The following is a 12,878-nucleotide window of genomic DNA, read 5'->3' as shown; positions in this document are numbered from 1 at the left end:
GCGCCGTTTGCGTGAAGCCATTTCGCAGCAAAGTGCCTGAAACACTAACTTACTGACTGTCCATTACTGGATATTTCGCCATTCAAACCTACGCTCTTCGCGGGGGGTAACGAATTTCAACGGCAGTTGGGGGCTCGTCTCGTTGTACCCACGCAAGAACGCAGGAGCTCGACATGAACCGGACAACCTTATCCTCGATGTTTGCGGTCCCCCTGTTGCTGTCCGCAATGGCGTTTCCCGGTCAGGCTCTGGCCGCCGACAAAGCCCCCAACATCCTGGTGATCATGGGCGACGATATCGGCTGGTCCAATATCGGTGTCTACAACCAGGGCATGATGGCCGGCAGAACCCCCAACCTCGACCAACTGGCGAATGAAGGCATGCGTTTCACCGATTACTACGCCGAAGCCAGTTGCACCGCCGGACGCGCCAACTTCATCACCGGCGAACTACCGATTCGCACCGGCATGACCACCGTCGGCCAGGCCGGCTCGCCCGTGGGTATTCCCGCCGAAGCCGTCACCATCGCGACCGCTCTCAAGGCCATGGGGTATGCCACCGGCCAGTTCGGCAAGAACCACCTGGGCGACCTGAACCAGTTCCTGCCCACCGTCCACGGTTTCGACGAATTCTTCGGCTACCTCTATCACCTCGACGCCATGGAAGACCCGGCGCACCCCAACTATCCGCAAGAACTGCTCGCCACCGTTGGCCCACGCAACATGGTCCACAGCTGGGCCACCACCACCGATGACACGACCGTGATGCCGCGCTGGGGCAAGGTCGGCAAGCAAAAAATCGAAGATGCCGGCACGCTCTATCCGGAGCGGATGAAAACCGTCGACGACGAAATTCGCGACAAGGCCTTCTCGTTCATCGACAAGGCCAAGCAGGACAACAAACCGTTCTTCGTCTGGCTCAACCCCACCCGCATGCACATCGTCACGCACCTGTCCGACAAGTACGAAGCCATGCGCAATGCGCAAAATGGCTGGTCGGAACAGGAAGCCGGCATGGCGCAGCTCGATGACATCGTCGGCGAAGTCATGGCGAAACTGAAAAAAGACGGCATGGACGACAACACCATCGTCATTTTCACCACCGACAATGGTGCGGAAAACTTCACCTGGCCGGACGGCGGCACCACCCCGTTCGCCATGGGCAAAGGCACGGTGATGGAAGGTGGCTTCCGGGCGCCGGCGATCATTCGCTGGCCGGGCAAGGTACCGGCCAACCAGGTCGCCAACGGCATCATGTCCGGCATGGACTGGTTCCCTACCCTGGTCGCAGCGGCGGGCAACCCGAACATCACGGCAGAGCTGCTCAAAGGCAAACAATTGGGCGACACCACCTACAAAGTTCACCTGGACGGCTATGATCAAACTCCAATGATCACCGGAAAAGGTCCGTCGAACCGGCATGAAATCTTCTACTTTGGAGAGAGCGCCCTGGGTGCGATCCGCATCGATGACTTCAAGTACCGCTTCATCGATCAGCCCGGGGGCTGGCTGGGGGCCAAGGTCACGCTGGACATGCCGATCCTGACTAACCTGCGCCTCGATCCGTTCGAACGTGCCGGATGGCCGGAGAACATGGCGGCCAATGGTTCGCTGGAGTATTTCGAGTGGTTCAAGTTCCAGTTCTGGCGTTATGTGTTTGTGCAGCAACAAGTGGTCAAACTGGCCGAAACAGCCGTGGAGTTTCCGCCGATGCAGAAAGGCGCGAGCTTCAACCTTGATGCGGTCAAGGCCAAGATCGAAGCGGCCCGGGCAGCCATGGCCAAGTAAACAGCCGAAATCATGGGTGGCCGGCACAGGCCACCCACATTCGAAATGGACATTTGCTGAGGTAGTTACATGCGCACAAGCACACTGGCCCTACCCGCCTGTACGCTACTCGCCCTTTGCTGCCAGCCAGCCTGGGCCGGCGGCATCATGCTTTACGAAATCGGCACCGATAACGCCGGCCTGGCCAACGCCGGTGCCGCCGCCCGCGCCCAAGGCCCCTCGACCATCGCCAGCAACCCGGCGGGCATGAGCTACCTGCCAGGTACGCAAATCACCGCCGGCTTGCAGGTGCTGTACGGTGATTTGAGCTTCGACCGCGACGCTGGCACCAACACCTCGGGCAGCGGCAGTGGCAACGCCCTCGACCCGATTCCCGGCGGCAGCTTTTTCATCAGCCATGAACTGGACGAGCACTGGAGCGTCGGTTTCGGCCAGTACGGCGACTTCGGGTTGGCGGTCAACTACGACAACGACTGGTCCGGTCGTTACTTCGCGCAGAACTCCAGCCTGCTCGGCCTGTCGCTGGTACCGAGCGTGGCTTATCGCTTCAACGAGCAGTGGTCGGTCGGCCTCGGCGTCAAGGCCATGTACGGCATGTTGCAGGCGCAAACAGCCATCGACCGCTCCCCCTTCGGTTTCACCGACCGCACCGACGGCCAGTACAAATACAAGGACGGCACCTGGGGCTATGGCGCCAACGTGGGCGTGATCTACGCCCCGCAAGCCGGCACGCGCATTGGCCTGACCTACACCAGCCAGGTCGATCTGGACTTCGAGGACCGCCTGGATGTAAAAGGCGATGGCCGACTGCTCGAGCGCGTCAACAACACCAAGACCGAACTGGACATGAAGGTGCCGCAAACCGTCACCCTGAGTCTGTTCCAGCAACTGGACCGGCAATGGGCCTTGCTGGCCTCAGTCAACTGGCAGGACTGGTCGGAATTCGGTGACATCGGGGTACAGGTCGACACCACCGCGGTGGGTGCGCAATCGACAACGGTCGACGCCGGCTTCAAGGACACCTGGCACCTGTCCCTGGGTGCGCAATACCAGGCCACCGAGCAATGGCTGTGGAACGTTGGTGTGGCGTACGACAGCAGTGCCGTGTCGGACAGCAACCGCAGCGTGATCGTGCCGATGAACGAATCCTGGCGCATTGCAACAGGAGCCACCTATGCTCTGAACCAGGACACCGATATCAACGTCAGTTGGGCCATGGTCTGGCTCGGCGACATGCCGGTTGACCAGGCCAAGTCCGTATCGGGCAATCAGATTTCCGGTGAATTCGACAATGCCTGGATTCAAGCCCTGAGCGGGAATATGACCTGGCGATTTTGATGTCTTGTAAACGAAAGAACGACGATTTTATCCAAGGAGTAGACACCACTATGAATCTGTCCCGAAAACTGCTGGTCGGCGCTGCGCTGGCAAGTCTGTTGCTAGGCGGTTGCACCTCGAAAGTGACTGAGAAGGAACAGTACTCAGGCTTCCTGTCCAACTACAACAACCTGCAGGAAGTCGAAACGCCGAGCGGTGGCACCGCGATGCGCTGGGTCAGCCCTTCGTGGAACCCGAATGCGTATGACACCGTGGTGTTCAACAAGCTGGAGCTGTACCCGGCGCCCAAACCCGATGAGCGGGTCAACCAGCAGACGCTGACCGACATTCAGAACTACATGACCAACAAGGCCAAGGCCACGCTGGGTCAGAGGTACCGTGTAGTGTCGTCCTCCTCAGCGGCTCCGGCGGGTTCCCGACCCCTGATCATGCGCGCGGCGATTACCGGGGTGAACGCCGAGAACGAAGGCATGAAGTGGTATGAAGTAGTTCCCATCGCGGCCGTAGTCGGGGCAACACAGGCTGCTACCGGTCACCGTGACCAGGACACCACCTTGTTCATCGAAGCCGAGTTCATCGACGCGAAGAGCAATCAGACCGTGGCCAAAGTGGTGCGCAAGGTATTTGGCACTACCCTGAAAAATGAAAGCCAGAAGATTACCGCCAAGGACTTCAAGGCGGCGATCGACAAACTGGGTACCGACTTCCAGGCGTTCCTCAAGTAACACACCCTTGTGGCGAGGGAGCTTGCGCCCTCGCCACTTGGAGTTCCTTCCTGACCCTTGCAGTACTCCTTCATCCCCACGTTTGTGTTGCCCAAGGCGATTCAGGCCGCACTGCCCTTGGCCTGCCGCTCCAGATGCAATTGCAGTTCCGGCTCGATCTGCAACGCCGCGGCCAGTTCATCCAGATAGTTGCGCTCGGCGTCCTGCTGGTCGTCCACCAGCATCACACTGGCCAGGTACATCTCCGAGGCCATACCGGGGTCGGTGGCCGATTGCGCGACTTCTTTGGCGTCCAGTGGCTTGGCAACCTCGTCGTCCAGCCATTGCTGCAATTGCGGATCGTCGGTGTGACGGCCGATTTCAGTGCTGATCAGCTGCTTTTCGGATTCATCGATGCGGCCATCGGCCTTGGCCGCCGCAATCAATGCCCGCAAGATCCCATGGCTGTGCTCTTCGGCCTCCGGGCCGGCCAGCAAGTCCACGGTCCGTGGCGCTTCCTGCGGAGCCGACGCCTGGCTGCGTTGCCAGGCCTGGTACGCCTGGAACGCCATCATGCCCAGGGACGCCAGTGCCGCATAATTGGTGCCGCCACCGGAGCGGCTTTGCGCTGCACCGCCCATCGGCGAACCGCCACCCAGCAAACCACCGAGCAAACCGCCCAACCCTGCGCCACCACCACCTGCACCAGCACCAGCACCAGCACCACCGCCCAACAAGCCGCCGAGCAATCCACCCAGATCGCCGAGCCCGCCCTGGGCCGACGCGCCAGCGCCCCCCTGTTGCGCCATCGAGCCCTGGCCGGCGCGCAGTAATTGTTCGAGCAGATCGCTGGTGTTCATGCCGGTTGTCCTCTTGAAGGGCGTTTATCCAGTCAGGCAACGATAGCCCCCGCAAGCGAATGTGCCAGCACCGTTGGGCTGACCCGCCTGCACTACTGCGGATTGCTCCGGGGTATTTCTTTGCGGCGCAGCTAAGATTCATAGGTGGTGAACCTTATTCCCGGATACCCGGTCGATACCTGCAACCCGACCCGGTTTGCCACCGCCCCGTACGCGGGGCGACAACTGGCTTGCTTCATTCACTGGAGAACGCCCCCGTGATTTCAACCCTGTACATCGCCAGGCTCAAAGCATGGGGCGCCCATGGCTTTACCGCCACTGGCGTGGTCACCGCTTTCCTCGCCACCCTTTCCCTTCTGGATAACCAGCCGACCCATTGCCTGCTGTGGCTGGGTGTCGCCCTGATCGTCGATGGACTGGACGGTGCGCTGGCACGCAAGGTCAACGTGCAGTCGGTGTTGCCAAGCTTCGATGGCTCGATCCTCGACCTGGTGATCGACTACCTGACGTACGTGTTTATCCCGGCACTGTTCATCTACCGCTACATCCCGTTGCCGGACTACACCTTGCTGCTGAGCGTGTCGCTGATTCTGGTGTCGTCGCTGTTCTGCTTCTGCAACGTCAACATGAAGAGCACCGACAACTACTTCCAGGGTTTCCCCGCCGCCTGGAACGTGGTCGCCCTGTGCCTGTACATCATCGCCCCGTCTCCGTGGATCACTTTCTTCACGGTCATCGGCCTGGCCCTGCTGACCGTGACCCGGATGAAATTCCTGCACCCGTTCCGCGTGCGCCGGTTCATGCCGATCAACATTGCGGTGACGGCCATCTGGTTGCTGTGCAGTTTGTCGCTGGTGCTCAACCATCCGCTGATCAACCCGTTGGTGATGGGGCTGTGGCTGTTGATGTCGGCGTACTTTCTGGGCATCTGCCTGTGGCGCACGGCGCTGGAGTGGTTCGACGAATCGAGGCTCAAGTAGCCATGGCGGTCCATATCGTTCAACTCGGCTCACCCCGTCGACCCAACGAAGGATTGCGTCTGGGCACAGTACGCCGCCCTCCCCGTGGCGTACCGAAAGCCGAATTCGCCCGTCGGGATTTTTACGATGTCTGGCAGCCGCTGCTGTCGCCCAGTGCGCAGCTGGTGGCCGAGGCCAAGGCTGCGCAAGATGCCAAGGCCTGGGAGGTGTTCCGGCGCAAGTTCAAGGCCGAGATGAGCGAGCCCGCTGCCAGTCAGTTGCTGGACCTTCTGGCCGCGTTGTCCCATCAGACGTCCCTGGCCGTGGGCTGTTATTGCGAGGATGAAGCGCATTGTCATCGGTCAGTGTTGCGCGAGTTGCTGCAAGCCCGCGGCGCCGAAGTGATTTAGATGCCAAGACCACCACAGGGTTTTGCATTGTTATCGCTTAACGCCGCGTGATCACCACCTCCAGGTATTCACTCGGCACCACCAGCGACTTTTCGCCTGCCCGGTTCATCCGGTTGATCAGCTCGGTCAGGTCCGACTCCAGGGCTTGGGCGCCGTCCGGCGGCAGTGCGGCGAAGGCCTTGTGCACCGGCCCGTACCACTGGCGGAAGGTGTCGATGAAATGCGCCGCCGAGCGATAGCGGAAATTGAACGTGCGACGCGTCACCTGCAGCAGAAATTCCCGCTCGTCAAAATGCTCGTGCAACCAGGCTTCGCTGCCCCAACGTGATGGCGGACTCGCACCCGGAGGGGGTGGCAGGTGCTGACCCAGAGTCCTGAACATCTGGCCGACGAATCCTTCCGGGGTCCAATTGGCCAGGCCGATCCGCCCGCCCGGGCGACAAACCCGCGCCAGCTCCGCGGCGGCTTTTGGCTGGTCCGGTGTGAACATCACGCCGAAGGTCGACAGCACGGCGTTAAAACTGCCGTCGGCAAAGGGCAAGGCTTCGGCATCGGCGACCTGGAAGGAGACCTTCAGGCGTTCTGCCCGGGCCCGTTCTTCTCCGCGTTCGAGCAAGGCGGCGACATAGTCGGTGGACGTCACCTGGCAGCCACGGCGTGCCGCCGCAAGGGTCGCATTGCCGTTGCCAGCGGCAACGTCGAGTACGCGCTCATCGCACAACAGGTCGCAGGCTTCGGCCAGTTGCTCGCCGACGATCTGCAAGGTGGTGCCGATCACGGCGTAGTCACCGCTGGCCCAGGAGGCCATCTGGCGGTTTTTCAAGGCAGTCAGATCAATGGGTGTACTCATGGAGACGGTCTCTGGGTTGAAACACGAGTCGGGGCCGGTCGCGGTTACTCCGCCGTCGTCGGATCGATGACGTTCATGACCTGGGAAATGCGGTTGGCGGGAAAACCACTGATCCTGGCGTGCTCCCTGATCTGCTCCTCGTTCGGCGAGATGTACACACAGTAGAGTTTGTCACCGGTGACATAGCTCTGCAGCCACTGCACCTCTGGCAACTCACGCAACGCCTGGCAGGACTTTAGCGAAGCGGCTTTCAAATCCCTGTCCGACAATGCTCCGGCGCCCTGGATCTCGCGCTCAATCACGAACTTCGGCATGGCAACCTCTCTTTTCTTGTTCTGGATGGCAGGGCCGGTATTGGCCCCGTAGACAAACTATCGTCCTGACGGGCGCTGGCGTCCTGTCCGATCGTCGGCCAAGCCTGCCCGATCGTCCGGAGATTTCACGTAGCGCGCAGGCGCGCTCACAATCAGGAACCTCCCACGGGGAAACCCCAATGGACGCTCTGTCACAGACCCTGCGCGTCGTGCACCTGGTCGGCGCGATCTTCATCAACGCCCGGTTCACCGCGCCCTGGTGCTACCAGTCGCCCAGCGCCGACACCGCCGCGCCGTTTCTGGAGCCCGATGCGGAACGGGTGGTGATCTTTCACCTGATCACCGAGGGCGAGTGCTACGTGGAATTGGGCGATGACCCGCCGCTGCTGCTGAGTGCGGGCGACGTGGTGATTTTCCCCCAGGGCGATGCCCATCGCATGTGCTCACATCCCGGATTGCCCCCGGCCACGGGTGCGCGACTGGACGCGGTGCTGGCGCGCCGCCCCCGGCAATTGAGCTATGGCGGAGGTGGCGCGGTCACCCGGTTGGTGTGCGGTTACCTGGCGTGCGACACGCGCCTGGCGGGCATATTGCTCAAGGGTTTGCCGGCCGTGGTGCGGGTCAATGTGCGCGGCTCGGATGCCGGTATCTGGCTGGAGTCCTCCGTGCGCTATGCCCTCGCCGAAGCCCGCTCGCCCCGCCCTGGCGGCGAAGGGGTATTGGCCAAACTCGCCGAAGTGCTGTTCATCGAAGTGTTGCGCCTGTACATGAACGAACAGGGCGAAGGTCGCACCGGCTGGCTGGCCGGCGTACGTGACCGCATCGTCGGTGCCGCCCTCAACGCCTTGCACAAAAAACCCTGCCACGCCTGGACGCTGGACGAATTGGCGCGCACCGCCAGCACCTCACGATCGGTGTTGGCCGAACGCTTCCAGCAACTGGTGGGGGTGTCGCCGATGCAGTACCTGACGCAATGGCGGATGTTGCTCGCCGCCAACCTGTTACGCAGCAGCAACAGCTCATTGACGCGCATCGCCGAAGAAGTGGGATACCAGACCGATACCGCCTTCAGCCGGGCCTTCCGTCGCGAGTACGGTGCGCCACCGGCGGCATGGCGGCGCGGTCAGGAGAAAAAAACCATGGCCCACGAGGCAAGACCTGTGAGCCATTGATCGAGCGGGTTACGCCGCCGGCGCGCCGGCCTTGGCCTCCTCCAGCAACTGCTGAATCACTTTCTCCTGCGTGTCGTAGCTGCCTTCACCGAAGTGGGTGTAACGCACCTGCCCCTTGGCATCGATGATGTAGTGCGCCGGCCAGTACTGGTTGTCGAAGTTGCGCCAGATCGCGTAGTTGTTGTCGATCGCCACCGGGTAGGTGATGCCGTATTCCTTCACCTTGGCCTTGACGTTGTCGATGATGCGCTCAAAGCCGTATTCGGGTGTGTGCACGCCGATCACCACCAGTCCGTCCTTTTCATACTTCTTCGCCCAGTCCTTCACGTACGGCAGGGTGTGCTTGCAGTTGATGCAGTCGAAGGTCCAGAAGTCCACCAGCACCACTTTGCCTTTCAGGGCTTCGTTGGTCAGTGTCGGTGAGTTGAGCCATTCCACCGCGCCGGACAGCGACGGCATGGCGCCTTGGGTATCGCCCATGGTGCTGTCGGCCTTGACCTTGCTGACCAGGTAATCGACGACTTTCGGCACGGTTTCCAACACGCCTTTCTCCACGCTGCTGACACCTTCCGAGGACGTGTTGGCCAGCAACAGGTCATTGGCCCCCGTTGCAATCACCGCAGCACCGGACAGCACCGCAACCCCGGCGCCACGGCGCAACCAGCCGGTGACCGGAATCGACGGTTTCAAGCGATTGACCAGGCCGCGCCCGGCAAAGATCAGGGTGCCCAGGGACAACGCACTGCCCGCACCATAGGCCACCAGCAGCAGACTGGTGCCGGCGTTCGCCCCTTGCAGCATGGCGCTGGTGAGGATCACCCCGAGGATCGGCCCGGCGCAGGGTGCCCAGAGCAGCCCGGTGGCGACACCGATCATGATCGACGCCAGCGGCCCGGACATCTTGCGCGAGTTCGGGTCGATGCGATTGCCCAGCAACACGAAGGGGCGCGCCAGCCAGTCGCCGACCCGGGCGGAAATCAGCGACAGGGCGAACAGCACCATCACCAGCAGCGCTACGTGGCGGCCGGTGTTGCTGGCCTGGATCACCCATTCGCTGCTGACCACGGCCAGGCTGGAGACCAGGGCAAAGGTCAGGACCATGCCGCCGAGGGTGAGCAGGATCGAGGAGCGTGTACGGTCGGCCCCGGCAAACAGGAAGGGCACGACCGGCAGGATGCACGGGCTGAGGACGGTCAATATGCCGCCCAGGAAAGCGATGAGTAACATGGGATCACCTAAGACAAATCAGAGGGCGACACACAATCAACGTGGGAGCGGGCTTGTTCCGGGCGGCGTTCCGACGAAGAGGCCGGTACATTCAATAGAGATGTCACCTGCAAGGCCGCCTTCGCTGGCAAGCCAGCTCCCACAGTGGATTGGGGTGTTTTCAAGCTGTCTGTTCATCCAGCAACTGCCCCTGAGGCGTGCGGCTGGAACCGTTCTCGGCGAGCATCTGCCCTTGCGGCGTGCGGCTGGAACCGTCTTGCGCAAGGAAGCCATTGGTGCCCTTCTCTGCCACTGGCGTGAGCTGGAAGCAGGTGTTGCTGGCGCAGGCGCTTTGCTCGACAACGGCGTTGGCATGGGCTGCCGCACCGGCGACGGAAAAGGCGATGGCGGTCAAAAAGCGGGAAACGTTGTTCATGATGTCCTTCCTGTCTCAAATGGATTCAGCGGTGGTTGATCGCAACACTCAGTTTTCCGAGTTGCAGTTGTCGGCGAATTTGCGGTAATCCAGCACCTGGGTTTTCGACTGGGCGTCGAGGTACGTCAGCCGCGCATTCACCACGCCGCAGGAAGGCGTAGCGTCTTCGGTCAGCGACACCACTTTCCTGATGTCAAGTTGGGTGCCATAGGTGTAGGTTTTAGGCGCAACATCGGCTTCGGCACGGGCCGACAGAGTGCAGATGTTCAGGGCGGCAAACAGGCAGGCGGCGTAGATGGCCTTGGTGTTCATGGCGAGTTCCTCAAGGTTTCAACAGGTTGATCGTTGGTTGATCCGAGGCGGTCTGGCTTGCCTCGATGGAACCTATTAAAAGCCTGTGAGGTATCTCGTCTGTGTCGGGAATGGGCGTGAATCAATCGGTACGTATCAGAACCGGGCGCAGATACAGAGCAATACAAAACCCCTGAAAATCGGCTTTTTTGCCTTCGTGTGTATCCGCAGGCAAGCCAGATACACTGCAATACAAAGGGCGGCAGGCGAGCCCGCCCAGGCTCGATAGACTGTGTGGCATTCCCCATTTACCAGAGGTTTGGCCCAATGGATCACGTTGATCACATCCTCATCGTTGACGATGACCGCGAAATCCGCGAACTGGTTGGCAACTACCTGAAGAAGAACGGCCTGCGCACCACGGTCGTGGCGGATGGACGGCAGATGCGCGCTTTTCTGGAAACCACCCCGGTGGACCTGATCGTGCTGGACATCATGATGCCGGGGGACGATGGCCTGCTGCTCTGCCGCGAATTGCGCGCCGGCAAGCACAAGGCCACGCCAGTACTGATGCTCACCGCCCGCAACGATGAAACCGATCGCATCCTCGGCCTGGAAATGGGCGCCGACGACTACCTGGTCAAGCCATTCGCCGCCCGTGAACTGCTGGCGCGGATCAACGCGGTGCTGCGACGCACCCGCATGCTGCCGCCGAATCTGGTGGTGACCGAGGCCAGCCGCCTGCTGGCCTTTGGGCGCTGGCGCCTGGACACTTCGGCCCGTCACCTGCTCGATGAAGACGGCACCATGGTCGCCCTGAGCGGCGCCGAATATCGATTGCTGCGGGTGTTTCTCGACCATCCGCAACGGGTGCTCAACCGCGATCAATTGCTCAACCTGACCCAGGGCCGCGACGCCGACCTGTTCGACCGCTCCATCGATCTTTTGGTCAGTCGCCTGCGCCAGCGCTTGCTCGACGACGCCCGCGAGCCGGCCTACATCAAGACCGTGCGCAGCGAAGGCTATGTGTTTTCCCTGCCGGTGGAAATCCTGGGCGATCAATCATGACCCTGGCGCTGCATTGGCCGCGGACCCTGGCCTCGCGGCTGTCGCTGATTTTCCTGATCGGCCTGATCCTCGCCCAGGCGCTGTCCTTCGGCGCGCAGTACTACGAACGCTACGAATCCTCGAAAAACACCATGCTCGGCAACCTGGAAACCGACGTTTCCACCTCCGTTGCCATCCTCGACCGCTTGCCCGCCGATGAACGAGCCGCCTGGCTCAAACAACTGGAGCGGCGCAATTACAGTTACATGCTCAACGAGGGGTCGCCGGGCACGCCCATCCGCACCGACATGCCCGATGCACCCATTGCCATTGCCTCGATCAAGGACGCCATCGGCCACGATTACCCGATGACCTTTACCGACATCCCCGGGCCGAAAAAACATTTTCAAGTGCACTTGAACCTGGCCGATGGCAGCCCGCTGACCATCGACGTCCGCCCGGCGATGGTGCCGTTGTCGCCCTGGCTGCCCATCGTGTTGCTCGGGCAACTGGCGCTGATGCTGGCCTGCTCCTGGCTGGCGGTCAGAATTGCCATCCGCCCCCTCACCCGCCTCGCCGGTGCCGTCGAAACCCTGGACCCCAACGCCCATCCCGTGCTCCTGGACGAAAAAGGCCCGACCGAAGTCGCCCACGCTGCCAAGGCCTTCAACTCGATGCAGGCACGCATCGCGGCGTACCTGAAGGAACGCATGCAATTGCTCGCGGCGATCTCCCACGACCTGCAAACCCCGATCACCCGCATGAAACTGCGCGCCGAGTTCATGGACGACTCCAGCGAGAAAGACAAACTGTGGAACGACCTGGGCGAGATGGAACACCTGGTGCGCGAAGGAGTGGCCTACGCCCGCAGCATCCACGGCGCCACCGAAGAAAGCCGCCGCACCGACCTCGACTCGTTCCTCGACAGCCTGGTGTTCGACTACCAGGACATGGGCAAGGGCGTTCAGCTCACCGGCAAGAGTGCGGCCGTCATCGACACTCGTCCCCACGCCTTGCGCCGGGTGTTGGTCAACCTGACGGACAATGCATTGAAGTTTGCCGGTGCTGCCGAGTTGCGGGTGGAAAAACGGGCCGATGGCGACCTGTCGATCAAGATCCTCGATCGTGGCCCGGGGATTGCCGAGGAAGAACTCAAGCAAGTGATGGAACCGTTCTACCGCGTGGAAAACTCCCGCAACCGCAGCACCGGCGGCACCGGACTGGGGCTGGCGATTGCCCAGCAACTGGCGATAGCGATTGGTGGGTCGTTGACCTTGAGCAATCGTGAGGGTGGCGGGTTGTGTGCGGAGCTACGATTGCCAGTGCAGCCGTAAAAGAATCGTCGGCTGTCAGGCTCGCACAATTGGATTGAGTATACCTGTGAGTAATTGGTCGGCTGGCAGGCAGTCTTCGCGGGCAAGCCCGCTCCCACAGTTGGGCTGGGTACATTCGAAAGAAATTGGTCGGCTGACAGGCCGCCTTCGCGAGCAAGTCGGATCGCCGC

14 protein-coding genes are annotated in these 12,878 nt (G+C 61.5%); 8 read left to right on the top strand and 6 right to left on the bottom strand.

Features of this window, described 5'->3' with window-relative positions:
- The first annotated feature begins 173 nt into the window (after positions 1–173).
- From PMI34_RS12735 to PMI34_RS12745, 3 genes are all read left to right on the top strand, one after another.
- Entirely contained in the window at positions 174–1,787 is a 1,614-nt protein-coding gene (locus tag PMI34_RS12735; protein ID WP_008050478.1) for an arylsulfatase, read from the top strand.
- A gap of 69 nt (positions 1,788–1,856) precedes the next feature.
- A complete protein-coding gene (locus tag PMI34_RS12740) occupies positions 1,857–3,125 on the top strand; it encodes an OmpP1/FadL family transporter (RefSeq protein ID WP_008050477.1) in 1,269 nt (422 codons plus the stop codon).
- 50 nt (positions 3,126–3,175) lie between these two features.
- The gene (locus PMI34_RS12745) at positions 3,176–3,850 is read left to right on the top strand and encodes a DUF3313 domain-containing protein (RefSeq protein WP_008050475.1); all 675 of its coding nucleotides are present in this window, start codon (positions 3,176–3,178) and stop codon (positions 3,848–3,850) included.
- 101 nt (positions 3,851–3,951) lie between these two features.
- On the opposite strand, the gene PMI34_RS12750 is transcribed toward PMI34_RS12745, so the two are convergent.
- Positions 3,952–4,689 (bottom strand): tellurite resistance TerB family protein, encoded by a 738-nt coding sequence (locus PMI34_RS12750; RefSeq protein ID WP_008050474.1) that lies wholly within the window; start codon positions 4,687–4,689, stop codon positions 3,952–3,954.
- Positions 4,690–4,946: 257 nt separating this feature from the next.
- Here PMI34_RS12750 and pcsA point away from each other — a divergent pair, with 257 nt between their 5' ends.
- A complete protein-coding gene (gene pcsA, locus PMI34_RS12755; protein WP_008050472.1) occupies positions 4,947–5,669 on the top strand; it encodes a phosphatidylcholine synthase in 723 nt (240 codons plus the stop codon).
- Positions 5,670–5,671: 2 nt separating this feature from the next.
- Positions 5,672–6,058 (top strand): DUF488 domain-containing protein, encoded by a 387-nt coding sequence (locus tag PMI34_RS12760; RefSeq protein ID WP_008050470.1) that lies wholly within the window; start codon positions 5,672–5,674, stop codon positions 6,056–6,058.
- A 37-nt stretch (positions 6,059–6,095) separates the two neighbouring features.
- On the opposite strand, the gene PMI34_RS12765 is transcribed toward PMI34_RS12760, so the two are convergent.
- Together PMI34_RS12765 and PMI34_RS12770 are read right to left on the bottom strand one after the other, a co-directional pair.
- Positions 6,096–6,908: a class I SAM-dependent methyltransferase gene (locus PMI34_RS12765; RefSeq protein ID WP_008050468.1), complete on the bottom strand. Its 813-nt coding sequence runs from the start codon at positions 6,906–6,908 to the stop codon at positions 6,096–6,098.
- 44 nt (positions 6,909–6,952) lie between these two features.
- Positions 6,953–7,222, bottom strand: coding sequence for a DUF4242 domain-containing protein (locus PMI34_RS12770; RefSeq protein WP_008050467.1), 270 nt, complete (start codon positions 7,220–7,222; stop codon positions 6,953–6,955).
- 179 nt (positions 7,223–7,401) lie between these two features.
- Between PMI34_RS12770 and PMI34_RS12775 the strand changes: the two genes are divergently transcribed.
- Entirely contained in the window at positions 7,402–8,394 is a 993-nt protein-coding gene (locus PMI34_RS12775) for an AraC family transcriptional regulator (protein ID WP_008050465.1), read from the top strand.
- A 9-nt stretch (positions 8,395–8,403) separates the two neighbouring features.
- Here the strand turns inward: PMI34_RS12775 and PMI34_RS12780 are convergent, their stop codons facing one another.
- The 3 genes from PMI34_RS12780 to PMI34_RS12790 form a co-directional block, all read right to left on the bottom strand.
- The gene (locus tag PMI34_RS12780) at positions 8,404–9,621 is read right to left on the bottom strand and encodes a cytochrome c biogenesis protein DipZ (RefSeq protein WP_008050463.1); all 1,218 of its coding nucleotides are present in this window, start codon (positions 9,619–9,621) and stop codon (positions 8,404–8,406) included.
- 160 nt (positions 9,622–9,781) lie between these two features.
- Complete coding sequence (locus PMI34_RS12785; protein ID WP_008050462.1) at positions 9,782–10,036, bottom strand: hypothetical protein; 255 nt, start codon at positions 10,034–10,036, stop codon at positions 9,782–9,784.
- A 48-nt stretch (positions 10,037–10,084) separates the two neighbouring features.
- On the bottom strand, positions 10,085–10,348 hold the full coding sequence (locus tag PMI34_RS12790) for a DUF2790 domain-containing protein (RefSeq protein WP_008050460.1): 264 nt from the start codon (positions 10,346–10,348) through the stop codon (positions 10,085–10,087).
- A gap of 306 nt (positions 10,349–10,654) precedes the next feature.
- On the opposite strand from PMI34_RS12790, the gene PMI34_RS12795 reads away from it, so the two are divergent.
- Both PMI34_RS12795 and PMI34_RS12800 read left to right on the top strand, forming a co-directional pair.
- Positions 10,655–11,395: a response regulator gene (locus tag PMI34_RS12795; RefSeq protein ID WP_008050458.1), complete on the top strand. Its 741-nt coding sequence runs from the start codon at positions 10,655–10,657 to the stop codon at positions 11,393–11,395.
- Positions 11,392–12,708: an ATP-binding protein gene (locus PMI34_RS12800; RefSeq protein WP_008050456.1), complete on the top strand. Its 1,317-nt coding sequence runs from the start codon at positions 11,392–11,394 to the stop codon at positions 12,706–12,708. Before PMI34_RS12795 ends, PMI34_RS12800 begins: the two co-directional genes overlap by 4 nt.
- Positions 12,709–12,878 lie beyond the last annotated feature (170 nt).

It is taken from the genome of Pseudomonas sp. GM74, assembly GCF_000282455.1.
Taxonomy (GTDB): domain Bacteria; phylum Pseudomonadota; class Gammaproteobacteria; order Pseudomonadales; family Pseudomonadaceae; genus Aquipseudomonas.
Note: the sequence above shows the minus strand (reverse complement) of the source record. Positions and strands in the feature narration are given on the sequence as shown.

Coding starts and splice junctions, on each gene's coding strand:
- PMI34_RS12750 (WP_008050474.1), bottom strand. CDS start 4,689: ATGAACACCAGCGATCTGCTCGAACAATTACTGCGCGCCGGCCAGGGC.
- PMI34_RS12770 (WP_008050467.1), bottom strand. CDS start 7,222: ATGCCGAAGTTCGTGATTGAGCGCGAGATCCAGGGCGCCGGAGCATTG.
- PMI34_RS12785 (WP_008050462.1), bottom strand. CDS start 10,036: ATGAACAACGTTTCCCGCTTTTTGACCGCCATCGCCTTTTCCGTCGCC.
- PMI34_RS12760 (WP_008050470.1), top strand. CDS start 5,672: ATGGCGGTCCATATCGTTCAACTCGGCTCACCCCGTCGACCCAACGAA.
- PMI34_RS12795 (WP_008050458.1), top strand. CDS start 10,655: ATGGATCACGTTGATCACATCCTCATCGTTGACGATGACCGCGAAATC.
- PMI34_RS12765 (WP_008050468.1), bottom strand. CDS start 6,908: ATGAGTACACCCATTGATCTGACTGCCTTGAAAAACCGCCAGATGGCC.
- PMI34_RS12745 (WP_008050475.1), top strand. CDS start 3,176: ATGAATCTGTCCCGAAAACTGCTGGTCGGCGCTGCGCTGGCAAGTCTG.
- PMI34_RS12735 (WP_008050478.1), top strand. CDS start 174: ATGAACCGGACAACCTTATCCTCGATGTTTGCGGTCCCCCTGTTGCTG.
- PMI34_RS12790 (WP_008050460.1), bottom strand. CDS start 10,348: ATGAACACCAAGGCCATCTACGCCGCCTGCCTGTTTGCCGCCCTGAAC.
- PMI34_RS12740 (WP_008050477.1), top strand. CDS start 1,857: ATGCGCACAAGCACACTGGCCCTACCCGCCTGTACGCTACTCGCCCTT.
- PMI34_RS12800 (WP_008050456.1), top strand. CDS start 11,392: ATGACCCTGGCGCTGCATTGGCCGCGGACCCTGGCCTCGCGGCTGTCG.
- PMI34_RS12775 (WP_008050465.1), top strand. CDS start 7,402: ATGGACGCTCTGTCACAGACCCTGCGCGTCGTGCACCTGGTCGGCGCG.
- PMI34_RS12780 (WP_008050463.1), bottom strand. CDS start 9,621: ATGTTACTCATCGCTTTCCTGGGCGGCATATTGACCGTCCTCAGCCCG.